This window comes from Bacillus sp. Marseille-Q1617, from assembly GCF_903645295.1.
Taxonomy (GTDB): domain Bacteria; phylum Bacillota; class Bacilli; order Bacillales; family Bacillaceae_B; genus Rossellomorea.
The window spans coordinates 1,874,394-1,899,213 of the sequence record NZ_CAHJXM010000001.1; the positions used below are offsets into that span (position 1 = coordinate 1,874,394).

Below are 24,820 nucleotides of genomic sequence, written 5' to 3' on the forward strand. Positions count from 1 at the left end.
GCGGTATTATGAGTCTACAATAAAATTGCTCGTCTTTATTTGGCGGTTTTTTAGTTTTGTCCCAGCCTCATTAAAATACATTGCTGTTCTTCTTCGGTTCATCAAGTGTCATTTGCTTAAGTTCGAGCTTCATCTTTTCTGTTTCAATCACAAAGTTTTCATGTTTCAATTGTTCGAGCTTCAATTGATCTTCAAGCATCTTTTGCTTGATTTTTGACTGCTTTTGCATATGATCTGTAAAAATAGCAATGATAGGAATGGAAAAAACCATGATAACTGCAATGGTCCCAGTCATTTTTTACCTCCTTGTTTCATTGAAATCCCTTCATATTTCATACTTATTAGTAAAATTATAACAAATACAGAAGAACTCGTATATACGTTCTTTTGCTTTATAGTAGCCTTTTAAATTTCGATGTCATATTGAACTGATAACCGGTATGAAATACATGTTGGATATTATATATGGAAAGAAGGGAAAGGTAAGAAATTTGGACTTTTACCTTTATGTTCTATGAAAACATGGTATTCTATAAATATGATTAGATTTAGACTGGAGATTACATATGAGATTGACAAAAAAAATACCTAATACGCTGACATTGGGCAACTTATACTGCGGTTTTTTATCGATTGGTTTTGCAGCTAATGGTCAGTTCAAGAATGCTGCAGTACTGATTATTATTGGAATGATGCTTGACAGTATGGATGGGCGGCTGGCGAGGATGCTTGACGCTGACAGTACGTTGGGAAAAGAACTTGATTCGCTGGCAGATATCGTTACATTCGGTGTGGCTCCTTCATTCCTGGTTTACTATACTTCCTTTCATCAATTTGGATTATTGGGCTTCTTTGTTGCAGGGCTGCTGCCATTGTTCGGTGCATACCGCTTAGCACGCTTCAATACAAGTCCGCCTAAATCATCACTTCATTACTTTATAGGCGTCCCGATCACAGCAGCAGGAGGAATACTTGCCATCTTGACTTTATTCGGAGACCGTATTCCGAACATCGTAACTTCGGTCATTTTCACCGCTATGTGTTTTTTAATGGTAAGCAGAATCCGTATCCCAAGTTTCAAAGAAATCCCGCTTCCAAAATACGGTACGATCGTGACGATCTTTATTGGAGCACTCTTGTACGTTATATACAAAGGAACGTATGAGCAATTTCCTTACTTAATATACATCGCTGCCCCGCTTTACTTTGCCTACGTGGCCTATCGTTTTATTAAAAGAGGGAAACATGAATGATATTAAGAGACTGGGACAAAAGTGTTTTAATCTAAATAAACCCGGACTAATTTGCGTTTCAGGAAGCAAATTAGTCCGGGTTATTAATTTGTACAAAATACATTTTAGGTTTAGCTCTTTCCAGCGGTTGATTGGAGTGCAAGACGAAGACTCCTGCGGGAAGAGTAGCTTATTAGCAAAGCGGAAGGGCTTCGCTCAGAGGCGGGGGGCATAAGACGAATTGGCCATGAAGGCGTTCTTTGCCTTCATGGCCGGTTGGGCTTATGATCTGTGCCTCTAAGCCCTGCAGCTGGACAGGTGAGACCCCGCAGGCTTGCCGAGGAGGCTCACGGGCTCCCCGCGGAATGCGAAGTCTTGCACGGCGGAAATCATTAGCGGTATTAAGAGCCTATACTGAAATTCTTCGTCTTTTGTGGGTAGATATTAGTTTTGTCCCAGCCTCTTTAATTCACAGAAGGTGCGAACACTTTTTCCTGCCACTTATGATAGAAGTAAATGATAATCGAGACACCCACTATCACCAACAGATACTGCCATGGTGTGATGTTTTGGTAAGATGCGATTCCTAAAACATCTAATAGAGGCAGAGCTGCGTAGCACATAAAGACATCCATAATAATATTGACCAGTAAATACAGTTGAAACCGGTGACAGGTGAAGCGGAATATCCAAAACGTCCCTACAGCAAACAACCCATATGCAAAACTCACATCAATCATATATCCCCAAGGAACAATATATTCATGAATCTCCCACCAATCATAGGTATATGCAATTTGAAAGACAATGGTCATCAACAAACAAGTAAAGATCGTGACTGGCATAAAACGTCTGATTGTATGAGGTTTGGCAAAAAACAAGGAGAACCAGGGGAGAAGAAATCCTATAAAGAGAAGAATCTTTGCTGTCATATAAAAACTCCCATTAACGTAGTTACTATTTATTCTTGCGTTAAGAAACATGGATATACATATAGATTGCCGTTTTAAATCAGACACTTGAACACCGTCCACAAGTTTTTTCCTTTGATGGACATTTCACTTAGTCCATTCTTACCAAATAAAGGTTATAGCGTAATAACATGGGATATTTATCGATATACTTTATAGGTTTTACTTTGTGTGAAGGAGAGATGCTATGTTAAAAAAAGTTTGGCTGCTGGCTGCTGCTTTAGTCTTGATGTTTCCATCCTGGGGTATGGCGGGAGATTTCGGAAAAGACGATCCGTCCGGTGTTCCGGGACAATGGTATGTAGGTACGGTTCCATCCTATGTGGCACCGTCCAAACACCCGGTTTTATTTGTACATGGATTGAATTCTTCGTCCAATACATGGTGGAACGACAACAATATGTATGACACTGCATACCAAAATGGTTATGAAACAGCATTTATCGATCTCTACCCGACTAAAACAATGTGGGATAATGGAGCATTATTGTCAGGAAGAATCCGTGATATGTACAATTATTTCGGTGAAAAAGTCGTCATTGTAGCTCACAGTAAAGGCGGCATAGACACACAATCAGCTCTTGTGCATTATGGAGCGTACCCTTATGTAGAACGGGTGATTACACTTTCTTCACCTCACAAGGGGTCAGAGCTCGCCGACCTTGCATATAGCAGCTGGGCCGGATGGCTTGCGGGCATACTAGGCAGCAAAAGTGATGCAACTTACTCTCTGCAGACGGGCTATATGAGTTATTTTCGTGAACAAACTGATTCCCACGGCAACGTCGGAAGAGTCCCTTTCTATACCTTTGCCGGTACGAAGTGGGGAAGCTTCGGAAGTTCACTTTATTGGGGCGGTTTATATCTTAGCTCATATGGAAGTAATGATGGAGCTGTAACGGTGAACAGTTCGCGCCTGCCCTATGCTGCACATCTCGGTACAAGTTCCTGGAACCACTCTACGATCAAAGAAGGGTCCTCTACATTCAACCTGTTTAAAAGTTATTTGAATGAAAGCGCTCCATCGAGTTTTGGTGCCGGTATTCAAAGTATCGATTCTGAAGTCCAAACTGCTTCGACATATATTCGCGGCGGAGCATATAAAGGAAATAAACAGGAAACGTTTTATGTTGAGGAAGGAACTGAAGAAGTTACAATTGACTGGATCAGCAATCATAAAAACACGTCCCTGAGCCTGGAAGATCCTGATGGAAAAGATACCTATACTCTTAAAACAACAGCAGATGAAAATGGATTTTTCAATGATGCGTTTCATCACAGTGTTTCCATCGCTATCCCCAAATCAGGAAAATGGAAACTGCATGCTAATACTTCTGAAGAAGAACACTACCTGATGAATATCACTTACGATAGTGAAATGAACGACTCAGTGAATGTGCATATAAGCTCAGACACTATAAAAGTGAAGGAGAAAAGCAGCAAAGTTAAATTGAAAACGGATATTACCATTGACTATTACAAGAACGGAAAACTTAAAAAAGGAAAAATAAAATTCAAAGATTCTACATTCAAACTGCCTAAGCTCGGTGAAGGTGTCTACAATTTAACCATAGATGTGGAGGGGGAGAAGGGCAGCGATAAATTTAAAAGGACGATGGTAAAGTCCATATATGTGGATGATGAAGGAAAAATGTATTTTCAATAATAGTAGATTCAACAACAGTGGAAGCTCATCTAATTGAGCTTCTTTTTTTTACGGCGGAAGTGAGAAGCCGATGTGAAAAGGAAGTTGTTTTGTTCGATAATCGTTTTTCTGCTAACGATCCGTATATTTAGTCCCTGGACACAAGGAATCAATTTACTTCTCATTCCGACATCATTTTTAGTCATTTTTCACCATCCGCTATTCCGGAACATGGTCCTTTCGTTTCGTTTTTTCGTAAAGAAAAGGGTTTCTTGTCGAACGCATCAAATTAGTTTAGAGTACCGAAACATTAAGGAGGAATACGTATGAAAAACAAATGGATCAAGGGCACAGTATCCGGGGTATTAATGGCATCGGGTATCGCACTGACCGTTCCAACCTCACCCGTTTCTGCAGATGGACCAGGTTACAATGGGAGTGAAACGATCAAGAATGAACGTTTGCACAGTTATGATGAAATGTCTAAGCTGCTTGAACGACTTGATGCTAAGTCAGAAGCTCTTTCACTTGAGGTATACGGACAATCTGTAAAAGGACGCGATTTATATCTTGCAAAATTCGGAACAAACGAAAACAATCCGACGATTTTATATTTGACGCAGCAGCATGGGAACGAGGTTCTCACGACGGAAGGTGCTCTTAAATTCATTCAACATCTCACTTCAAATTCAAAGGAAGTAAAAGAAATGTTAGATAATGTGAATATCTTGGTGGCACCACGTTTAAATGTCGACGGAGCGGAAGGTGACGTGAACTTTTCTTTAGAAGATTATGTGTCAGGCACGCATACCCGCTATAATGCAAACGAAGTGGACCTAAACCGGGATCACGTGGATCGTCTGCAGCCGGAAACTCAGGCACTCCACGAAAATGTACTGCAGAAATACACTCCAGATTACATGATCGACCTTCATCACCAAGGTGCGGAGACAACGCTGGGAGAAACGGATGAGCTAGTGTCAGGTTCGATTTTATACCCGACGAACGAAGAGGTAGATCCTCAGATCGTCGAAAAGTCCAAGCAGCTTGGGGCTGTTTTATATAATACTGTGGAAAGCAGAGGTTTTGGGACTTTATCAAAATATATCGGAGGTTCTGCGCAGACCATTTCCAGAAATGGGCTGGCAGCCGAGTATGGGATTGCAACGCTTCTTTTTGAAATGAGAGGTATGGCGGATCACTATAGGGAAGATTATGTACTCGGTCAAAAGAGTAACGGGTACTTGATCAAGCAGGCGGTTATCGGAATGGAAGCGACTGCGAAAGCCATTGCTGATGGCTCGATTAAGGAAGCGGATACTTCTTTCTGGGATACTTTACCTGAGAGTTCCTATAATCACAGTGAGCATGAATAAGCAAGATTGGAAGAGTGAACGTGCGGTCCCCGTTTGGGAACGCACGTTTTTTTAACAGGTGTATTGTTCGATGAGTTTCGCATATTCATCCGCAGCAATCAGTGCGCCCTTACTGTTTAAATGGATGACATCGAGTGTAAATCTCAATCCCCTTTTGGCTGAGAGTCGATCGATTTTATTGATATTCTTATAGAAGAGGGCGTCTTTCATGATACTGAGAACTCTGGTATTGATAAAGTCACTGCTTGAACCGCCAGAAAAATGTTCTTTGAATACTTCATGCATATTGAGTAAGTCAACAGAAGTGTGTTTGCTCGTAATAATCTGAATGACAAAAGACAGCTCGTGTAATTCCCTGTTGTGTTCATTCTCGGTTTGTTCACCGATCAATGCCGGGGTAACAGCAATCACCCGTTCGGAATGGAGGGAAAGAAGGGATATAAGTTTTTCAAACAACTCCCTGAATTCCTCATGATCACTGACAGGCGTCTTAGCTTGAACTTTCAATAGTTTGGAATAAACATCATTAACACCGATCCATAAAAAAGAGAGGTCATAGTCAGAGGTAACTGGCTCTTTCACCAATCGTGCATATAAACTTTTGAGGGTTTCACCCGGTTTACCCTGGTTATCAAAATCGTCCTGGGGAAATCTTTCTTTCAATAGCTTGACAAATGATACGCCGGGTCTGCCTTCAGTCAAGCTATCACCAAACAATCCTATTTTCATAAAAAATACCCCCTTTCTAGTAGTATACAATATTTACCTATTGATGGGTGTAATATATACTACTGTTGAAATCTGACAAATCCCAAAAGCACTTTAACACGTTAAACAAGCGAGGGACGGGCCTTTGGGCTAGGTCGTTCAATTGAACTATAGGGGAGGAAATAATGGTAAACTATTCGTATATACGGAAGAGGAGGTCAAAGGATGTACGATAATTTTGAAGTGAACATTACACCTCTTAAGAGAAAGAGGCAGGTTCGCGTTTACTTACCTAATACATACAATGAAGATGGGACAATACGCTACCCAGTCTTATACATGCATGACGGACAGAATCTTTATAGGGATGAAGATGCAGGGTATGGAATGGCTTGGCGAGTCGGGGATTACCTGGATAAAAGTGATTTGGACCTGATAGTGGTGGGGGTTGACTGTAATGAAGGTTTGAAAAGATTAGATGAGTATGGACCGTGGCAAAGCAAGGAAATGACCGATGTATTTTCTTCTGAACGGCAGTCAATAGGAGGAGAAGGAAAGGAATATATCGACTATATTGTACATGAATTAAAGCCTATGATCGATGAGAAATACCGGACATTGCCAGATGACACCAGCATGGCTGGCAGTTCAATGGGAGGCCTTATTTCAACGTATGCTGCATGCGTGTATCCACATATTTTTAAAAGGGTAGCTTCTATTTCCTCCGCATATTGGTTTAATCAGGTGGAGATTGAAGACCTGATCAAAAAAAGCGATTTATCAAAAATTGAAAAATTTTATTTAGATATCGGAACGAAAGAAAATACAGAAAGCATTAATGATCTTACATATATAGACTCAAGCAGGGAAATATATCATTTACTTCAGGAAAAGGTTCAGGATTGCCGTTTCCATGTGGTGGAAGGTGCGGTACATAACGAGTTGGCATGGAGGGAACGGTTGCCGCAGATATTTGGTTATTTATATAAGAGATAGCGCAAAAATTATATTAAAAACGTATATAGATGACCTCTTGCTATCATATATACAGAAAAAGCTTGAGGAGTGGAAGCCTCAAGCTTTTTCTATTTCACGATCATGACCGGACATTTTGCCCGTTTAGCCACCTTATGGCTGACACTTCCCAGTACCATTTCCTGAAAAGTATTGAGGCCGCGGCTTCCGATTACCAGCGCATCATAAGCATGCTTGTTTGCATATTCAACAATGGCAGGGCCGGGTTCTCCATGTAAAATAATCGTTTCGTATTTTACTTCAGCATGTTTCGCTTTTTGTTCAATCAATTGAAGTTTAAATTTTCTTTTATCTGAGGCATCGGTCCCCCAGTGCTGAAGGACATCATCTTTTGATTGTTTGGCGTCAATCACATAAACAATGTTAATTTCCGCACCGGGTTGTAATGAAGCAAGTGTGATTGCTTTATCAGCCGCTCTGATTGAATGCTCAGATCCGTCTGTGGCAAGCAATATTTTTTTAAACATAGAAGTTCCTCCCCTCGAATGATTGAACTTTCTGAATATATTCTATTTTACACCAGTCTTCACATAAAAAAATGTAACTTTTTTTACATTTATACAACTCGGCAGAAAACATAAGAAAAACGGTATAATCAAAAGATAATTCTTACTGGTTACGCTTTCATTGGTGGTTCACAAAAACAATTATCCATTATATAATGTGCCTTGTGTAAAACGGCCCCGACTTTCATGAGAGTTGAAAGTCACGACAAAAAAATAAAAGAGGTGCATTATGAATTTATCTTCAAAAATTAAATATGAATGGTTTGGAAACATCCGCGCAGACATTCTTGCAGGGATGGTCGTAGCGATGGCATTGATTCCCGAAGCAATTGCATTTTCGATCATTGCCGGAGTAGATCCGATGGTCGGGTTGTACGCATCATTCTGTATCGCAGTGGTCATAGCATTTGTCGGTGGACGTCCGGGCATGATTTCTGCAGCGACGGGTGCAACGGCTTTATTGATGACTACTTTAGTGGCCGAGCACGGATTAAAGTATTTGCTTGCTGCTACTATCCTGACAGGCGTGATTCAGATTATTATGGGTGTCCTAAAACTAGGCCGCTTAATGAAATTTGTTCCACGTTCTGTCATGATAGGATTCGTTAACGCATTGGCAATCTTGATTTTCACAGCCCAATTGCCGCATTTTGTTGGAGAAGAGTGGATGATGTACGTGATGGTGGCTGCGGCTCTGGCCATTATCTATATTCTCCCGCGTTTTACGAAGGCCGTACCTTCACCGCTAGTAGCAATTATTGCTGTATCGATTTTTTCTGTTATGGCAGGTACAGGTGTTAGGACAGTTGGGGATATGGGTGAATTAACTCAAACACTGCCTATTTTCTTGATTCCTGATATTCCATTTACGTTTGAGACGCTTCAAATCATTTTTCCTTATTCATTATCGATTGCCATTGTCGGTTTGGTTGAATCATTGCTGACTGCTTCGATTGTAGATGATATGACGGATACATCAAGTGATAAGAATAAAGAAGCAAAGGGACAAGGAATGGCCAACATTGTTTCAGGATTCTTCGGCGGTATGGCTGGATGTGCAATGATTGGACAATCAGTCATCAATGTTAAATCCGGCGGCCGGGGCAGACTATCCGCGTTTGTGGCCGGAACATTCTTAATGATCCTGATTCTGCTCTTGAATGATTTCTTAGTTCAAATTCCGATGGCGGCACTCGTAGGGGTCATGATCATGGTCTCGATTGGTACATTTGATTGGGGCTCTGTCATGAATCTTCACAAAACGCCAATCACGGATACCATTGTGATGCTCGCTACCGTTATTACAGTGTTATTCACACATGACTTATCGAAAGGCGTCCTCGTAGGAATCATTTTAAGTGCCGTATTCTTCGCTTCCAAGATTTCAAAAGTGAAGGTTACCACTTTGGCATCGGAGCAAACCCATAAGAAAGTATACCGGGTGTCCGGACAACTATTCTTTGCATCCGTTACAGATTTCGTTGAAAGCTTTGATTTCACGGAAGATGTGAAGGAAGTGACATTGGATCTGACGAATACTCATTTATGGGATGATTCAGCCGTTGGGGCGATTGATAAGATTGTGCTGAAATACCATCACAACGGGGTTAAGGTAAACTTGGCAGGACTTAATGCCGAAAGTAATAAATTAATGGATAAACTGGCTGTTCACAATAAGCCGGGTGGCCTTGATAAGGTTGTTAATCATTAATAGATCGAAAAACCAGCAGAGAACATTCTCTGCTGGTTTTTTTAAGATTAATAGATTCCTACTGCATCAAATGAAAGTTTGACTGAATTTACTTCAGCTGAACCACTGCCATAAAGGTCGCTTGCCGCCTGGACAGCAGCTGCCCTTGCCTGGCTGAAGGTTGAAGAGGAAGTGAGGTATACCGTATTCATGCGGTAATAAATGTCACCGAGTTTCTCACGTCCGATGCCGGGTACGGTCACTCCATAGAAAGTTCCTCCTTCACTTAATAGATATGCCTGCTTGTTGATGATTCCAGAGTTGATGTGAACGCCGCCGTTATCTTCCGTTCCAGTATAGCGAACGGAGTAATGATCAGGGTCACCATATTTGCTTGGGTCGCTCATAGATCTGAGGGCATCACCGCTTGTCCCGGGAGTGTAAATGTCTTCACCGATTTCAAAATCAGGGTTTTGACCTTTTTCGAATTCCACTAGTGTCCCGAATATATCAGAGATTGCTTCGTTCAAAGCACCTGATTCGTTCTGATAGACCAGGTCAGAGGAGAAGTTGGTAACGGCATGTGTCAGCTCATGCGCCACAACATCAATCCCGCCGGAAAGCGGTGCGAATGTAGTTCCGTCCCCATCCCCGTAAACCATCTGTGAACCGTTCCAGAATGCATTGTTATAACCGCTGCTGTAGTGGACGGAAGATACCAGTTCAGCCCCGTTGTTGTCATAAGAATTTCGGTTATAGTTTTCTTTGTAGAAATCATAGGTTTGTCCAGCAAAGTAATGGGCATCGACCGCTGCTGCATCATAGGAGTCATTGAACACATTATCACTGTCCGCCCATAGTGAGCCAGGCAGGAAGAATTGAGGGAAGAAGGTCATGTTGTCCATGTCGTATGTATAAACTCCTCCACCCCGGGTATTATCCTGCAGATAGTAGGTGCTTCCTGAAAGTGTAGTATTCAGCTGTTTCGTTCCGCCAAGCACCCCGGTGCCCGTACCTACTTGATTCGTCCCGCTGACTTCGTGCATATCATTGTATTTATTGAGGATTTCCCCGGTTTTTGTATCAATGAAATAGTTCCAGTTCCCCGGCTCAGGCTGCAGGAAATTCAAATTGATAAAGTATGCGTACCGGGCAGAATCATTATCTGTATAAACAACAAGCTCAGGCTTTGCATCTTTTTCAAGCTTAGGATCGATCCCTAAATCACTTTTTGCGATTTTGAGTGCTTTATTCGCTTTCACCTTTTTACTTGCCTTCAAGCTTTTCTTATCCAAGTCGGCAACTACTGCACCTGAAAAAGCTTTGATGATTCCATTTTCATTCACAACAGCTGATTGAGTGGAGCCCCAGACAGGCACCCCTTTGAACATTTGCTGAAAGCGGACGACTGTAAGCCCGAGCTCATCTTTTTCAACAGATAAGACCTTGAATTGGTCTTTAGCACCTTTATCCGTTAACTTGAAGGTATGCTTATTCTTTTCTAAATAAGAGAGAACGATGGTTTCCGCTTTTTCTTTAGATGGGGCAGAGAGAACTCCTGATACAAACTCAGGCGTACCTGCTTTTTCATTCCATTGAACATTTGCTTGGGGCTGTGCAGCGGCACTTCCTGTAGCTAACATGCCCGCCAGCAATCCTACTGACAAACCAACACCTGCTATCTTTTTCTTTTTCACTTGAACGCCTCCCATTTTTTATTTCTAAAAATTCTGTCAATAAAATGTTAACATCACAATATATATTTTGGTATTGGGAAAAACCAGGACTATATTAGTAGATAGAATTGAGCATTATTAAGGTGATTGAGGAAAATTTTCATGAAATAGACGATTTAGAGTGAAAAAATGTAAAAGATAATGATGTATCACGATTCCGAACACCTGCGTTTACATAATGATTCCTGGGAAGTCATTAAATAAGTTAAAATCCCTCTATGCCGAGACGACATAGAGGGATTCGTTTGTTGTTAAATAGATTAGTATCTTACAGCATCATAAGAATTGATTCGTCCATGTTCGAAGTAGTAACCGGTGCCGCTGATCGGATCTGCAGTCTGTTCAATTGCCTGACGGATTTGAACATTGTTTCGACCCTGGGAGGCAAGAAGTCCGGCAAGACCGGCAACATGTGGAGAAGCCATTGATGTACCTGACATATAGGAATATCCGTTATTAGGTACTGTGGCAGCTATGTCGACACCAGGTGCTGTTACATCCACCCATGATCCGTAATTCGAGAAAGAAGCCTTACGGTCATTACTGTCTACAGCTCCGACTGCGATCACGTTTGCATAAGATGCTGGTTCAAAGGTAGTTGATACTCCATCGTTTCCTGCTGCAGCGATAACGACGCTTCCTTTATTCCATGCATAGTTAACGGCATTTTCCAAAGTAGTGGTAGAGCAGTCACAGCCTAAAGAAAGGTTGATGACTTCTGCACCTTGATCCGCAGCATAACGGATACCATCGGCGATGTCCGCTAATGAACCGCTTCCGTTTGCATCTAATACACGAACGGCAAGGATTCTAGTATTAGGCGCCATTCCTGCAATACCTGTGCCATTATTCGTTTCTGCAGCGGCTGTACCTGCAACATGCGTACCATGACCATTCAGATCCATTGGGTAGTAATCATTGTCGACGAAATCATAGCCGCGGATGGTCTTGCCGTCCAGGTCAGGGTGGTTATAATCTACGCCTGTATCAAGAACTGCGATTTCCTGTCCGCTGCTGCCGCGGGTGTAATCCCATGCGTAATTAGTGTAGGTGTTTTGAGGACCGTATTGATAGCCTTGATAATAAGTATCATTTGGTGTCCATGTGCCGGCAAGTTTGTAGTTAGGCTCCGCGTATTCAACGTTCGGGTTGTTGTTCAACGCTTTAACAACGGCTTCTACATTCCCTACCTTAAGGACTTTGAAAGGTGATTCAACTGCATCTGTGTCTTCAACCTCAGTGGCCTTTACGCCTTTAAGCGCATTTCCTTTTGTTGATGCTGTAGCAGAATCTTTAAACTTTACAATCACTTCACCTTTTACATACTCATTTTGCTCAAGGCTTTTGTTTGCGGATGTATTTTTTGATGAGATTTCCAAAGAGGTGGAATCCTTCGCGAAAGCACTTCCCCCAAAGCTTGGAAAGATCGCGAGTGATGCAGCTAATGATAATGCGGCTATTTTCTTGAACTTCATAAATGTATTCCTCCGTTTTCTTTTTTTAGAGTGGGGCCGACTACATAACGACAAATTTCTGATAATGATCCGAATTCCGATTTCCCTTCCGATTTCCTCCTTTCAAAGAGCACTGGAGACGCTGTTGAAGAATGATCCTTGTATGTAGTGCATCTCGCTAAATAGGATTCTAGCAAACTATCTAAAAATAAAGAATACCCACGGAGTCAGGGTAATTGGTTATAAAAGGAAAATGAACGGTCAAAAATTAAAATTTTTCCTCTTTTCATGAAAAGTTTCCTTGAAACCGCTGTCACAACATCATTACGTATAGGAAATCAGTCACGTCTTTTCTCAACACGGTTTTTAAAAATTTTTTCTATGACAAATTTCATCAAAAGATTATATGGAGAATCATGACAACTAAGTGGTAAAATGACAATTATGGAGAGGGGGAAGAGGAAATGGGCACTATTGTAATTTCAGGGGGAGGAAATGAACAACAGACAGAGGACATTGATCGTCATTTTGTCTCCTTATTAAATCGGGCCCGGCCGCTCTTATATATTCCGGTTGCAATGGAACCGTCTTCCGTTTCATACGAGGCATGCTGTGAATGGATAAAGGGGGTCTTCAGCCCTCTTGGAATAAAACGAATAGTTATGTGGACAGATTTAGAAGATAAGAGCTTAGTAGAGTTAATGGACTTTTTTGCTGTTTATATTGGCGGCGGGAATACATTTCGACTTTTGAAAATACTGAAAGACACACATTTCTCAAAATTGATAAGGGAATATTTGAAGACTGGTGGGACTGTTTATGGAGGCAGTGCCGGCGGGATTGTTTTAGGAAGCCATATAATGACTTGTGCACTTAATGATGAAAATAAAGAACACTTAGAGAATAATGAAGGTCTGGGCTTATTGGACCGCTATGCCATTCTATGTCACTATGAGAAAGGGCAGCAGACATTCATACGTTCTTTTATAAATAATTTTCAACTTCCTGTCATTGCGCTCTCAGAGGAGACGGGACTATGCATCAAAGGGTGTGAAATACAAGTGATTGGTAACAAGAATGCAGTGGTATTTGACGATGATGGGAATAGAGAAGTTGAAATTGGGGCTCTGTTGAAATGAAAAGTCGCTGAAAATGAAAGAACCTTTTATTCTGAAATCATTTGAAAGCCCTAAAAAAACTGAAGGCAGCAAAGAGAAGATAGGTGAAATGAATGAATTTAAAACTCCTGATTTTTCCAGCGTTTGGAATATTGATCATGCTGGGCATTTTTGTAAGAAATGATGCGCGCACATTACATATTGAACAGTCCGATTTACCTGTCAACAGAACACTTGCGGTTGATATTTCCCAACGATACCTTGCCGGCTGGTGGAAACCGTCATCAAAACTCGATGCGACACCATATGAAGCGACCGAGGTGTACCAAATGAGTGACGAAGTAATCGTTGAAATATTGGATGAAAGAGATCCTTCGGCTTGCAAAGGATATGAAATCATCATTAATAAAAATAACGGAAGTGTGACAAGTAAAGAGGAAATCAATTATTGCAGGTAGGTTGATGGAAGGTTGATTGATACATAATGAATAAAATATTATTTTTTTTTAGCTGTTTAATTGCAGTTGGAGGGATTGCGATTTTGTTTCTCACAGGTCTTCTTAATACTGTCATGCCTAAGATAGGCAAAGCAGCTTTCCAGGCAGCTATGGCTGGAAGTTATTCCGCTGATGACTATGTAATGGACTTTACATTCATCAATTCTTCTGCAGTCTTTTTGATTGTAGGTGGAGTATATAGTGCATATTTAATGTACAAAAAGGGAATGTTGGAGAAATGAACAAGACTTGAAAAGGGGTTAATGAAATGAATGCCATTCAAGATTTCTGCAAGGATTTATTTTTAGATGTACTTGCAGCAATAAAGGGATTTTTATATGGCTTTATCGTGATTGGTTTGACGATAGGCATGGTCGGTGTCTTGATTTATTTATTCTTTTATATGAAAAACGTGATCTTGTCCTGATGTCATGAAGTTTCAGCTTGAAGTTTCAAGCCCGTCCCTCACTAAAATAGCGTGATCTAAGGGACGGGCTTTTTCGATATCATTCGATAAGCTATACAAGGGTGTTCGATTCAAAGAATAAGTGTTTACAGGGGGAATTTACAAACAAACATTTTTTCTATTACAATGAAATAGTTTTTTACTCACATATAGATATAACTAGCGGAAAAAGGATGGGGAGTGCATAAATGAATCACATATTGATTGATGTCCCGAAGAGTATCGAAACAGATAGGCTGCTTTTAAGGATGCCGCTGCCTGGTGACGGCACCGTCGTGAATGAAGCGATCAAAGCATCATTCACCGAATTGAAGCCTTGGCTTGGTTTCGCTCAAGTCCTGCCTTCAGTAGATGAGACGGAGTCCAACAACCGGGAAGCGCATGCGAAGTTCTTAACCCGAAAAGCCCTTAGGTATCTTGTTTTTTACAAACAAACCAATCAATTTATCGGATCTACGGGTTTTCATAATATTGACTGGGATGTACCCAAGTTCGAAATCGGATACTGGATCGATTCCAGAATGGGAGGAAAAGGATATATGAGAGAAGCTGTCGGGCGACTGACAAAACTTGCTCTGACGGATTTGAAAGGCAGGAGAGTGGAAATCCGCTGTGAAAGTGAAAATATTAAAAGTGAAGGATTCCAGAACAGCTTGGATATGAATTGGAAGGTATTTTAAAGAATGAAGACTTATCTGTGGACGGGAAACGACTAACGGATACATGTGTTTATGGGATGGTAAGGTAGATTGTAAGAATGGTATGATATCAGTTGCTAGCAATTTGATATCATGATGATAAGTGATGCTATCACATTAAAGGACCCGCTGTTTTGACTTTTCAGCGGGTTTGAAATGGATTATGAATGGCTATGATGATTGCCATTCCATTCTTCTGCAAGCATGCTGTATGTTACGATATCCTCGTAATGATCATATAGCCACTGACCGTCCCGGGTTATTCCTTCTCTTATGAATCCCAGACGTTCAGGAATGGCGAGACTCTTTACATTGTTAACAGCGCATTGAATATCCACACGATTAAGTTTCATTTTAGTAAAGAGGTAGTTTAATAGAGCTGTGATGACAGTGGTGACAATTCCTTTTCCTTGGGCATGCTCTGATAAGAAGTAGCCGATACTTGTTGATTTTGCTTTCCAATCGATGTAATGCAGTCCGATCATGCCAACTAATTCACCTTCAAAACGTATGCCTGCATCAAACCCATTATTATCAGCATAATTACGGATCCATATGGGGATGATGGGTTCGAAATCTCCAGGAGATTGACGCTTATCCACCCATTGGAGCCACCTTCGCAAGTGTTCCCTATTTGTATCGATTAACTCAAATAACTCCTCTTTATGGTGCTGCTGAAATAATTCTATCGAGATTTCCTCATTGACTGCAAAAGAAAACATTGACCTCTCCCCTTTATGAAATTTAGAAAATTATACCATGAATGCCGGTGAAAAGAGTTACAGTTTTTAGAGGATTGATTTATAATGAATGAATAGAAATCGAGTAGGAGGTGGTGGCATGGTAAAGGGATTACCAAAGTCTGGAGCGTCTCATGCAAAGCCTGTTACTGGGAAGGCGATACTTTGCATGGGGTGGAGAAAAAACTGATCGCCCATACATTTTTCGTATATTTCCAATGATGGGTTTTGCACCTTATTTAGTATTTACCATTAAAAATAAGGGGCTGACCTAAATGAAATATGTGAATGCAGACAAAATACTACCGGAAAACTTATTGAAGGAAATTCAACATTATGTTCATGGAGAGACGATTTATATTCCTAAGCCAAAAAAGGCATATAAGAGGTGGGGAAGTAAATCTGGATCCAGGGCGCTGATTGATGAACGGAATGCATGCATTAAAGAAGCATTCAAAAATGGTACGACGATTGGTCAATTGGCACTGGAGCATCACTTGTCGTGCGAAACAATTAAGAAAATCGTTTATAGGAAATAATCTACATTCACCGGGAGGGACATCTCCCGGTGTTCTTTTATTCGTTTTAGTTGGCGAACATTATGTACAGTTTATTTCTAACTCATTTTATACATTTATTTTACTATCAAGATGTATTATTGTAGAAGTGAGTGTTAGATAGAAACTTTAGAGACTGAGTACTCGATTTAGGAGCGATTGACATGAACGCATTTATTCGAAATGATCAATATAATTTCATTAACTACCAGACACAGGTACTGATCAACGGGTATGGCACGGTGAATGATATCAGTGTGCTCCACGCTCTAAAAGGGTTGATCAGAGATAAAGTGCTGAATCTTTTTGAAGAGTTAACACCTGAACAAATGAAAATCATAGAGCAAATTATCAATGTAAAAGATTCTGAACATGCAGAGGATTTCCTGACTGAACTAAAGGAGTATGTGATCCCTTTCAAGGAATTAAATGAAACGTCACTGAAAAAAATGTTCCCTAAAGTCAAAAAGCTTAAGATCCCGGATCTGAATGAACTAGACTATAAAGGAATTTCGTATCTTGGATGGAATAACTATGGACAGGAAAGCAAGTATATTGTTGCTGAATGTGAAGGAAAGCTAAAAGGCTTTAAAGGTACATTTAAAAACAGCAGCAAGAAAGGAATCTGTACCATTTGCAATACCTTTTCCAGTGTGGGCCTCTATGTTTCGGAATCAAAAAGATCTTCTCAAGGTACATTTGTGAAAAAAGGAAATTATATCTGCCATGATAGTACGGATTGCAACGGTAAACTGAGGGATATGGATAAGCTTCGAGATTTTATTGAAAGAATCAATCATTAAAATAGACCGGGTATATGCCCAGGTCTATTTTATTTGCAGCCTTCATTAGTAGTTTGGGGGTGAATCAACCTCCATCTTTTACAAAGATACGGAATTCCGATATTGTGTAAAGTTGATAAATCCCTTGAAACATGGCTACACTTTAAGTAGTATAGATAGGTAGAAAATTTGTAGAGTTTCGAAATGAGGGTTATAAATGGAGAAAACATCCATATACGGATTAACATTAGATCAACTGACCTCATGGCTGGTTGAGCACGGTCAAAAGAAGTTCCGTGCCGCTCAGGTGTGGGATTGGTTATATAAAAAAAGAGTGACTGACTTTTCACAAATGAAAAATGTTAACAGTGAATGCATTGAATTATTAGAAGAGCATTTTCACATCCAGACGTTAAAGCAGGAAATCAAACAGGAATCGAAGGACGGAACAATTAAATTCTTGTTCAAACTCGAGGACGGCAACCTGATAGAGACTGTTTTGATGCGATTCAATTATGGGTTGAGTGTGTGCGTAACCACACAGGTCGGCTGTAATATCGGCTGTACTTTCTGTGCAAGTGGATTACTGAAGAAAAACCGTGATCTATCCAGCGGGGAAATTGTCGAACAGATCATGAATGTACAGCATCATTTGGACTCACAGGGCAAGGAAGAGCGTGTAAGTCATATCGTCGTGATGGGAATCGGGGAACCTTTTGATAACTATGATAACATGATGGACTTCTTCAGGGTTGTAAACGATCAGAAGGGTCTATCCATCGGTGCACGTCACATTACCGTATCCACAAGCGGTTTGGCGGATAAGATCTATAAATTTGCCGATGAAAACATTCAAATCAACCTTGCAGTGTCCTTGCATGCACCGAATAATGAGCTTCGTACGAAGATTATGAAGATCAACCGTGCATATCCATTGGAAAAACTGATGCCGGCAATTGATTACTATTTAGAAAAAACAAATCGACGCATCACCTTTGAATATATTCTTCTGCGTGATGTGAATGATCATAAAGAAGAAGCCCTTCAACTCGCTAAGCTATTGAAAAACAAGCGTCATTTATCCTATGTGAACTTGATTCCATACAATCCGGTAGACGAACACAATCAGTATCAGCGCAGTACGAAGGATGCGATTGTAGGATTCTACGGCACACTGCTTGAACACGGTATCAACTGTGGTGTGCGGGTAGAGCAAGGTACAGATATCGACGCAGCATGCGGTCAGTTACGAAGTAAGCAGATTAAGAAGGATAAAGAAAAGATTCAATCTTAATACATGACATTAAAAACACACGAATTCTGATGAGTTCGTGTGTTTTTTTTATGTGTGTAGAAATATTGTTTGGAAATTTATACTGATTTTTAATAAATATTTATTGAAAAACAATAAATGATGAGGTATGATGTAAAAAATGGAAAAATTGGAGTGCATGATGAAACTAACCACAATATTTTTAAAGTCTGCGGTTCTATTGATCGGACTGGTTGTTTTGGGTCTGAGTGTCTTCGGATTGTCGAAACTTGCAGAATTCTCGGCGTCGGTTAATCCTGAGTTTTCCTATCTTAGGTGGCCGGTAATGCTTGGCTTATTCATGACCGAGGTTCCTTTTTTTCTTGCACTTTACCAGACATTCAGACTATTGGGGCGCATTGAAAATAAAGATGCATTCTCTGAAGAAGCAGTAAAGAGCCTAAGACGAATTAAAATGAATGCCTTGGTCATATCCTGCTATATGTTGCAGGTGCATTATTTCTGTTTTCTCAGAAGGCGCTGCACCCTGGTTTGGCCATAATTGGATTCGTCATCATTCTTCTCTCAGTGACCGTTTCCATTGTTGCGGAAGTATTGCAAGAACTATTGGGTCGTGCTCTCGAATTCAAGTCCGAAAATGATTTGATTGTATGAGGTGAAGAAATGGACATTAAGATCAATATCGATGTCATGCTTGCAAAGAGGAAAAAGAGTGTGACTAAAGATACTCAAGTATAGAATTGAAACAGAAAGGTGATGGGGTTTATGGAGCTTGATGCAGTGATTTTTGATATGGATGGTACGTTATTTCAGACAAATCAAATACTGGAAATGTCTCTGGAAGATACATTTGAAAGATTGAGGTCATTCGGATCATGGAAAGGGGAAACCCCGATTGAGAAGTACCGTGAAATGATGGGTGTGCCACTACCCAAAGTATGGGAGGTATTGTTACCGGAACACTCAGATGATGTGAGGAAAAGTATGAATGAATATTTTCAAAGAAGGCTGATTGAAAACATTCAACAGGGAAACGGTGAACTATATCCACATGTAATCGAAGTATTAACCTTTTTAAAACAAAAACAATTGAAGCTATTCATCGCAAGTAATGGGTTAACCGCCTATCTGCAAGCAATCGTGCATCATTTTCGCTTGGATCGCTGGGTGGATGAAACATTCAGCATAGAACAAATTCAATCTTTACATAAATCAGATTTGGTTGAAATGATTTTGGTGAAACATTCGATAAACAAAGCTGCAGTGATCGGTGACCGGCTTTCTGATATCAATGCTGCAAAAGATAATGGTTTGATTTCTGTTGGATGCCGCTTTGATTTTTCTCAAGAGGAAGAGCTTGTACAGGCAGATGCAGTCATAGATGATTTAGGGGAATTAAAGGAACTATTTCCTTTTTGTGATGGGGTAAACACTGCCCTTGCTTTTAAATAAGCATCTTTCAAATTTAGGGGGGAGAGGTATTTGAAAAAGTTCCATATGGCGGTAGGCTTTGTTATAATAAGTGCTTTTATCCTAATGACGGGTTATGAACTTGGTGCAAATGATAAATACGACTTCTACTCTAACGTAGAAAGTACCGATCTTTCAGGAGAAATGGTGAATTCAATTTCACTGTCTTCAAAGAAAGAAGATGTTTTAAAACGTTTCGGCCTCCCTGAAAAAACCCATCAAATTTCGAAACCGAAGACTACCTTTCTAGTCTACAAAGATATACAATTCGGATTGAAGAACAATGAAGTTTTTCGTTATTTCTTTTCAGATAACCATAGTACATCCGAACGAATCACAGCAGGAGATCCCAGTGAAAAGGTCATTGAAACATACGGTTCTAATTATTATGAAAGAACCGACACAGGGGCAGAAATCATCGGATACTTTGACAAACAACACCACATCAATATAGAATTCAGCTTCTATGAAAACAAAGTGATTGGAACAATCATCGAAAAAATAAACTGAGTTCAAAGGCCCGTCCCTCGTTGCTTTAATGCGTTGAAGGACGGGTCTTTTGTGTAATGGGATTTTATGTTAGGATTAAAAAGATTGAATTTTTTGTATTTTTCCCCGGAGTGGGGTTAATTAAGGTTTGCAGCAAGCTGTTTTATTGATAGTTAAGTGAGAAAAGCATGAATCACATACCATATTTGAAATCAGCAGCGAGGTGTAAGAGTGGAAACAATACAGCATGATATCACGATAATAGGTGCAGGTGTAAGCAGCATTTTCTTTGCCTACACACTAATGAATTTGAATAATGATGCACGAATACATATGATTGATATCGGTAAAGAGTTAGAGAATAGAGTGTGCGGTCTCGATGAAGGAAATGAGTGTACATGCGAAGGAACATGCAGCAAGTACGCGGGTTTTGCTGGACTCGGGAAGTCAGAAGGGAAATTTAATTATACGAACGCCTTCGGCGGTGAACTTCATAGGAAAATCGGAGAAGATCATGCACTTCATTTGATGGAGGAAGTGGATGAGATCCTATGTCAGTTTGGCGGCAGCGCCAGGGAAAAATACAGCACAGAGAATGTATATATTTCTGAAAAAGCAAAACGGCATGGTTTGCATGTCCTATCGACGGAGGTGCGGCATTTAGGATCGGGTTTAGCACATGAAATCTTTCATAACATGTATCAAATCATGCGTGAACAGATGTCTTTTACATTTGAAACAAGGGTGGAAACTGTTAAGAAGACCGGTAAGGGATTTGAACTTCACACGAATCGGGGAATATTCAAGACTGGCCGCGTTGTGATAGGTACCGGAATGAGCGGCAGTATCTGGCTGAAAAGCATGATGGAATCATTTGGTGTCTATCCTGGAGAAACCCGTTTGGATATGGGATACCGGGTGGAGATGAAAGGTGATCAGCTGCAGTCTATTCTGCAAGACACCTTCGAAACAAAGTTGAAAATCGTGAGGGATCAATACGAAGCGACTACCTACTGCATGAATCCCCGCGGCAGAATCATACGTAAATATCAAAACGGTCTAGTCATGCCTGATGGACAAAATGCACTTGAGAAAGATACTCCGAGTGCAAATCTGAATTTCACGTTGTTTGTTCCAAAGTACTATTCTTCATACGAAGAGGCTTTGGATACAGCAAAAAATGTCATCGGAGGAATCAACAACGGAAAAGACAGGATCGTTGTTCAGCGGCTTGGTGATTTCATAAAGAACAGGAAAACAGAAACACTTGCTCATAATGAAGTGGAGCCATCCCTTGAGGCTGAAGGGGGAGATGCACGCATTCAAGTACCTGATTGTTATGGAAGTGTGTTAATCGATTTTTTACATGCATTGGAAGGTTTAATAGGTGAAGAGATTCACAGGGATACACTTATCTATGGGCTGGATGCGAAATTTTATGAACCGAAGTTCTCTACGAACGCATATTTGGAAAGTGAGGTTCCGGGTGTTTATTTAATCGGTGATTGTTCGGGAGTTACACACTCGCTTTCTCAGGCTGCCGCAAGCGGCATATATCTAGGCAAACACTTTGCATTCAACTAATAGAACGAAATAGGATTAAAAGTTATCCAAATGCATAGGGTTTGAAAAAATAAGGAAGTGATTGAGAAGTGTATAAGTTAGACAAAAATGAATATCAGAGAATCAACCCTTTGATCGATAATGAAAAGTTTAATTTTACTTTTTCCTATTCTCTTGCCGACAAGATTGTCTCCGGGGAAATATGGGTGGATGATGTTGATCAACCAGCACAGGCCATATTCAAGTTATCAAATGGAATTCATCACTTTGCAGGAAAAAGAGTTTCGCACGAGGGGGTCTTGGAGTGGTTTAAAGAGCATATAGAAGAAGCATCTCCTTGCGTATTGTTCGCAGATGCTGAGTGGGAAGAATTTATTGACAAGGAACAGCTTCATAAAACGAAAATTCAGCGGGTGGGATACAAGTTTGATAAAGGTCGCTACAATAAGCTTAAAGCTTACACCATTCCTGAAGGTTTACGATTAAAGAGAATCGAATCAAGTCTAATCTCGAAAAGTAAGCAGTATCCAGAAAAGTTTTATAAGTTGTATTGGGAAAATAAAGAGAACTTTTTATCCAAGGGAGTCGGATTTGGTCTATTAAACAAAGAAGATGAAATCATAGGAGAAGTCGTTTCATCATATTTTGCAGGTAGATATGGTGATCCAGATATATTCATTTCTGAGGATCATCGAGGAAATGGATATGGCACCCTGCTTGCTCGTGCCTTTATAGACGAATGTCTAGAGCGGGGAGTATGCCCTAAATGGGAGTGCGATATGACTAACATTGAATCTCAACAGCTTGCTGAAAGATTAGGATTTATCAAAATCGGCAGCCACCCTTTGTATGTCATGAATTAATGGGGGAGAGGGAGAGTTGAAGGAAGAGAATAACGGTTTAAAAAACTTTTTACAGAGAAACAGTGATAAGCTTAGCGTGATTGGCATTGATGGGTTAAGCAGGTCAGGTAAAACAACTTATGTTAATGAGTTGGGGAAGATGCTTGAAGAAAATCATACCGATTATATGTGTTTACATATGGACGATTACATAGAAAAGCGCAATAAACGATATAATACGGGATTTGAAGAATGGAAAGAGTACTATTACTTACAGTGGGATGTAGAATATCTTCGAAAAAACATGTTTGCTAAACTTAAAAATTTTTCCCGTTTGACGCTTCAATATTATGATAATGAATCGGATGTTCATGTTTCCAAAACAATGAAATTGCCTTCTAGCGGTGTAATATTAATTGAAGGGGTATTTCTTCAACGAAAAGAGTGGAAAGGATTTTTTGATTACCTCATCTATTTAGACTGTGAAAGAGAAACCCGTTTTAGAAGGGAGAGTGAATATACTCAGACACAAACGGAAAAATTCAAAAAACGTTACTGGAAAGCTGAGGATTACTATATGAAATCCGTACAGCCTGCGGCAAATGCCGATTATGTAATCAAAACATAGGAAAGGCTTATAGGTGTGATCATGGGATGGTTATTAATCGTTGTTCATGCAATCAGCATGACTTTGGCTTTAGCCGTATTTACATCAATCTATAGAAATAATCCAGTAAAGGGGAAATGGTTCCTGAGTACTATCCTCATATGTGGATTATTCAGTCTATATAGATTATTCAATTTCTCGCTGATACTGGGAGTGGGGACGGTTCTCATGTATGTGTTATTTACGATGATCACCATTCGTACACTTAAAAAAAGTAAGCCTGCTGCATGAGGAAAATACGGCAGGCTTTTGAATTTGTCATACGTTAAATGTAGCAGTAGTTAATAGTATTTTCCTCTCTAGGCTATGCACTGTTTATTCTCAATAAATATGTAAAATCAAGTGCTTATAGCTCTTTTAAAAACACAAAACTTTTTTTCTTATAATCCATCTTCTTTTCATAAAATCGATGCGCATCCAGCCGCTGCAGACCGGAGGATAGAGAAACGATTTCATAATCTCTCTCTTTAGCCCACCTCTCGACATAGCATAACAGTTTATCACCATAACCTTTTGAGCGCTCATTGGAATCAGTCACTAAATCACATACCCAAATAAATCTTCCGTTATATAATGTAAGCATTGGCATGAACCCAGTGACTGCCACGATTCTTTCCTCTTTATAGAGGGCTGCAAGTTTGTAACCTTCAGTGGCAGCCGCTTCCTTAACCAATTCAAGAAATTCTTCCTGAGTCAAATGCTTCCTGAGCTGATTCATCACAGGGTAAGCAGCAATCCAATCTGCTTCTGTACTCAATTCTCTGATCGTTGCCATGAACATTCTCCTTTGTTTCGTATATATGGAAGGCTGATCAAGTTTAAAATCAGCCCCTGTGAATTAATACTTCTCCTGCAATTTTTTAACTTCATCCCTGTGAAAAGGAGAGCCCTCCACCTCGTCAACTACGCTAAATGGATTCCCGTCAGGATCGAAGAAATCAAAGAATTTCATTCCACCAAACTCTTCAATTTCAGATGTTTTTATACCGTTTCTGTTAAAATGTGAATAAGCATTGTCGATATCAGATACAAGAAAGTTAAAATATGAATTTTTCATGTTTCCCTTGATTGTGAATTCCGATGGCTGCGGCTTTTCCACCTCTACCAATCCAAGCTGTGTCTGACAGTTTGGAAAGTAAAAGCCAGCACCGCCTTCCCATTCATCGATTAGTTTTACACCTAAAAGATCTTCATACCATTTCTTTGATTTTTTTAAGTCTGTTACAGGAATAAATACACTTCCAACCTTGAACATACAAACACTCCTTAGTTTATTGATATCTTTCACCTTAATAACGTAGATAA

The 24,820-nt window shown here is 40.1% G+C and carries 29 protein-coding genes and 1 pseudogene; 21 read left to right on the forward strand and 9 right to left on the reverse strand.

Features of this window, described 5'->3' with window-relative positions; translation table 11 throughout:
• Positions 1 to 70 precede the first annotated feature (70 nt).
• Complete coding sequence (locus tag HWX64_RS09255) at positions 71 to 295, reverse strand: hypothetical protein (RefSeq protein ID WP_175989172.1); 225 nt, start codon at positions 293 to 295, stop codon at positions 71 to 73.
• A gap of 271 nt (positions 296 to 566) precedes the next feature.
• Here HWX64_RS09255 and pssA point away from each other — a divergent pair, with 271 nt between their 5' ends.
• Positions 567 to 1,253 (forward strand): CDP-diacylglycerol--serine O-phosphatidyltransferase, encoded by a 687-nt coding sequence (gene pssA / locus HWX64_RS09260; RefSeq protein WP_175989173.1) that lies wholly within the window; start codon positions 567 to 569, stop codon positions 1,251 to 1,253.
• Between the two features lie 443 nt (positions 1,254 to 1,696).
• Here the strand turns inward: pssA and HWX64_RS09265 are convergent, their stop codons facing one another.
• A complete protein-coding gene (locus HWX64_RS09265; RefSeq protein WP_175989174.1) occupies positions 1,697 to 2,164 on the reverse strand; it encodes a hypothetical protein in 468 nt (155 codons plus the stop codon).
• Between the two features lie 226 nt (positions 2,165 to 2,390).
• Between HWX64_RS09265 and HWX64_RS09270 the strand changes: the two genes are divergently transcribed.
• On the forward strand, positions 2,391 to 3,869 hold the full coding sequence (locus tag HWX64_RS09270) for a triacylglycerol lipase (RefSeq protein WP_175989175.1): 1,479 nt from the start codon (positions 2,391 to 2,393) through the stop codon (positions 3,867 to 3,869).
• Between the two features lie 305 nt (positions 3,870 to 4,174).
• A complete protein-coding gene (locus HWX64_RS09275; protein ID WP_175989176.1) occupies positions 4,175 to 5,224 on the forward strand; it encodes a M14 family metallopeptidase in 1,050 nt (349 codons plus the stop codon).
• 51 nt (positions 5,225 to 5,275) lie between these two features.
• Here HWX64_RS09275 and HWX64_RS09280 read toward each other — a convergent pair whose 3' ends face one another.
• Complete coding sequence (locus tag HWX64_RS09280; protein ID WP_175989177.1) at positions 5,276 to 5,953, reverse strand: GDSL-type esterase/lipase family protein; 678 nt, start codon at positions 5,951 to 5,953, stop codon at positions 5,276 to 5,278.
• A gap of 204 nt (positions 5,954 to 6,157) precedes the next feature.
• Here HWX64_RS09280 and HWX64_RS09285 point away from each other — a divergent pair, with 204 nt between their 5' ends.
• Complete coding sequence (locus tag HWX64_RS09285) at positions 6,158 to 6,928, forward strand: alpha/beta hydrolase (RefSeq protein ID WP_175989178.1); 771 nt, start codon at positions 6,158 to 6,160, stop codon at positions 6,926 to 6,928.
• Between the two features lie 89 nt (positions 6,929 to 7,017).
• Here HWX64_RS09285 and HWX64_RS09290 read toward each other — a convergent pair whose 3' ends face one another.
• Positions 7,018 to 7,434: a universal stress protein gene (locus HWX64_RS09290; RefSeq protein WP_175989179.1), complete on the reverse strand. Its 417-nt coding sequence runs from the start codon at positions 7,432 to 7,434 to the stop codon at positions 7,018 to 7,020.
• Between the two features lie 268 nt (positions 7,435 to 7,702).
• On the opposite strand from HWX64_RS09290, the gene HWX64_RS09295 reads away from it, so the two are divergent.
• On the forward strand, positions 7,703 to 9,184 hold the full coding sequence (locus HWX64_RS09295) for a SulP family inorganic anion transporter (RefSeq protein WP_175989180.1): 1,482 nt from the start codon (positions 7,703 to 7,705) through the stop codon (positions 9,182 to 9,184).
• A gap of 47 nt (positions 9,185 to 9,231) precedes the next feature.
• On the opposite strand, the gene HWX64_RS09300 is transcribed toward HWX64_RS09295, so the two are convergent.
• On the reverse strand, positions 9,232 to 10,806 hold the full coding sequence (locus HWX64_RS09300; RefSeq protein WP_175989703.1) for a M4 family metallopeptidase: 1,575 nt from the start codon (positions 10,804 to 10,806) through the stop codon (positions 9,232 to 9,234).
• Positions 10,807 to 11,159: 353 nt separating this feature from the next.
• Positions 11,160 to 12,374, reverse strand: a complete 1,215-nt coding sequence (locus HWX64_RS09305) for a S8 family peptidase (RefSeq protein WP_175989181.1) — start codon at positions 12,372 to 12,374, stop codon at positions 11,160 to 11,162.
• 443 nt (positions 12,375 to 12,817) lie between these two features.
• Here HWX64_RS09305 and HWX64_RS09310 point away from each other — a divergent pair, with 443 nt between their 5' ends.
• The 5 genes and pseudogenes from HWX64_RS09310 to HWX64_RS09330 all read left to right on the forward strand — a co-directional run bounded on the left by HWX64_RS09310 (position 12,818) and on the right by HWX64_RS09330 (position 15,182).
• Positions 12,818 to 13,492, forward strand: coding sequence for a Type 1 glutamine amidotransferase-like domain-containing protein (locus tag HWX64_RS09310; RefSeq protein WP_175989182.1), 675 nt, complete (start codon positions 12,818 to 12,820; stop codon positions 13,490 to 13,492).
• A 92-nt stretch (positions 13,493 to 13,584) separates the two neighbouring features.
• On the forward strand, positions 13,585 to 13,929 hold the full coding sequence (locus tag HWX64_RS09315) for a hypothetical protein (RefSeq protein ID WP_175989183.1): 345 nt from the start codon (positions 13,585 to 13,587) through the stop codon (positions 13,927 to 13,929).
• A 26-nt stretch (positions 13,930 to 13,955) separates the two neighbouring features.
• Positions 13,956 to 14,210 carry a hypothetical protein gene (locus tag HWX64_RS09320; protein ID WP_175989184.1) on the forward strand — a complete coding sequence of 85 codons (255 nt, stop codon included), beginning with the start codon at positions 13,956 to 13,958 and terminating at the stop codon, positions 14,208 to 14,210.
• A 26-nt stretch (positions 14,211 to 14,236) separates the two neighbouring features.
• On the forward strand, positions 14,237 to 14,395 hold the full coding sequence (locus HWX64_RS09325; RefSeq protein WP_175989185.1) for a hypothetical protein: 159 nt from the start codon (positions 14,237 to 14,239) through the stop codon (positions 14,393 to 14,395).
• Between the two features lie 227 nt (positions 14,396 to 14,622).
• Positions 14,623 to 15,182 (forward strand): annotated as a pseudogene (locus HWX64_RS09330) (GNAT family N-acetyltransferase).
• A 111-nt stretch (positions 15,183 to 15,293) separates the two neighbouring features.
• On the opposite strand, the gene HWX64_RS09335 reads toward HWX64_RS09330, so the two are convergent.
• Positions 15,294 to 15,854: a GNAT family N-acetyltransferase gene (locus tag HWX64_RS09335; RefSeq protein WP_175989186.1), complete on the reverse strand. Its 561-nt coding sequence runs from the start codon at positions 15,852 to 15,854 to the stop codon at positions 15,294 to 15,296.
• A gap of 293 nt (positions 15,855 to 16,147) precedes the next feature.
• On the opposite strand from HWX64_RS09335, the gene HWX64_RS09340 reads away from it, so the two are divergent.
• The 11 genes from HWX64_RS09340 (at position 16,148) to HWX64_RS09385 (ending at position 23,746) form a co-directional block, all read left to right on the forward strand.
• Positions 16,148 to 16,411: a CD3324 family protein gene (locus HWX64_RS09340; RefSeq protein ID WP_175989187.1), complete on the forward strand. Its 264-nt coding sequence runs from the start codon at positions 16,148 to 16,150 to the stop codon at positions 16,409 to 16,411.
• A gap of 182 nt (positions 16,412 to 16,593) precedes the next feature.
• The gene (locus tag HWX64_RS09345; RefSeq protein ID WP_175989188.1) at positions 16,594 to 17,232 is read left to right on the forward strand and encodes a FusB/FusC family EF-G-binding protein; all 639 of its coding nucleotides are present in this window, start codon (positions 16,594 to 16,596) and stop codon (positions 17,230 to 17,232) included.
• A 196-nt stretch (positions 17,233 to 17,428) separates the two neighbouring features.
• Positions 17,429 to 18,505 carry a 23S rRNA (adenine(2503)-C(2))-methyltransferase RlmN gene (gene rlmN / locus HWX64_RS09350; protein ID WP_175989189.1) on the forward strand — a complete coding sequence of 359 codons (1,077 nt, stop codon included), beginning with the start codon at positions 17,429 to 17,431 and terminating at the stop codon, positions 18,503 to 18,505.
• A gap of 157 nt (positions 18,506 to 18,662) precedes the next feature.
• Positions 18,663 to 19,025, forward strand: a complete 363-nt coding sequence (locus tag HWX64_RS09355; RefSeq protein ID WP_254871078.1) for a DUF2975 domain-containing protein — start codon at positions 18,663 to 18,665, stop codon at positions 19,023 to 19,025.
• Positions 19,016 to 19,138 (forward strand): DUF2975 domain-containing protein, encoded by a 123-nt coding sequence (locus HWX64_RS21915; protein WP_254871079.1) that lies wholly within the window; start codon positions 19,016 to 19,018, stop codon positions 19,136 to 19,138. Before HWX64_RS09355 ends, HWX64_RS21915 begins: the two co-directional genes overlap by 10 nt.
• 102 nt (positions 19,139 to 19,240) lie before the next feature.
• A complete protein-coding gene (locus HWX64_RS09360) occupies positions 19,241 to 19,936 on the forward strand; it encodes an HAD hydrolase-like protein (protein ID WP_175989704.1) in 696 nt (231 codons plus the stop codon).
• A 30-nt stretch (positions 19,937 to 19,966) separates the two neighbouring features.
• Positions 19,967 to 20,464 carry a DUF4309 domain-containing protein gene (locus HWX64_RS09365; RefSeq protein WP_175989190.1) on the forward strand — a complete coding sequence of 166 codons (498 nt, stop codon included), beginning with the start codon at positions 19,967 to 19,969 and terminating at the stop codon, positions 20,462 to 20,464.
• A 282-nt stretch (positions 20,465 to 20,746) separates the two neighbouring features.
• The gene (locus HWX64_RS09370; protein ID WP_175989705.1) at positions 20,747 to 22,027 is read left to right on the forward strand and encodes an NAD(FAD)-utilizing dehydrogenase; all 1,281 of its coding nucleotides are present in this window, start codon (positions 20,747 to 20,749) and stop codon (positions 22,025 to 22,027) included.
• Positions 22,028 to 22,137: 110 nt separating this feature from the next.
• Positions 22,138 to 22,869, forward strand: coding sequence for a GNAT family N-acetyltransferase (locus HWX64_RS09375; protein ID WP_175989191.1), 732 nt, complete (start codon positions 22,138 to 22,140; stop codon positions 22,867 to 22,869).
• A 16-nt stretch (positions 22,870 to 22,885) separates the two neighbouring features.
• Positions 22,886 to 23,476 (forward strand): kinase, encoded by a 591-nt coding sequence (locus HWX64_RS09380; RefSeq protein ID WP_175989192.1) that lies wholly within the window; start codon positions 22,886 to 22,888, stop codon positions 23,474 to 23,476.
• Between the two features lie 21 nt (positions 23,477 to 23,497).
• Entirely contained in the window at positions 23,498 to 23,746 is a 249-nt protein-coding gene (locus HWX64_RS09385; protein WP_175989193.1) for a hypothetical protein, read from the forward strand.
• Positions 23,747 to 23,861: 115 nt separating this feature from the next.
• Here HWX64_RS09385 and HWX64_RS09390 read toward each other — a convergent pair whose 3' ends face one another.
• Together HWX64_RS09390 and HWX64_RS09395 are read right to left on the reverse strand one after the other, a co-directional pair.
• Positions 23,862 to 24,290, reverse strand: a complete 429-nt coding sequence (locus HWX64_RS09390; RefSeq protein ID WP_254871080.1) for an N-acetyltransferase — start codon at positions 24,288 to 24,290, stop codon at positions 23,862 to 23,864.
• A 63-nt stretch (positions 24,291 to 24,353) separates the two neighbouring features.
• Positions 24,354 to 24,770, reverse strand: coding sequence for a VOC family protein (locus HWX64_RS09395; protein ID WP_175989195.1), 417 nt, complete (start codon positions 24,768 to 24,770; stop codon positions 24,354 to 24,356).
• Positions 24,771 to 24,820 lie beyond the last annotated feature (50 nt).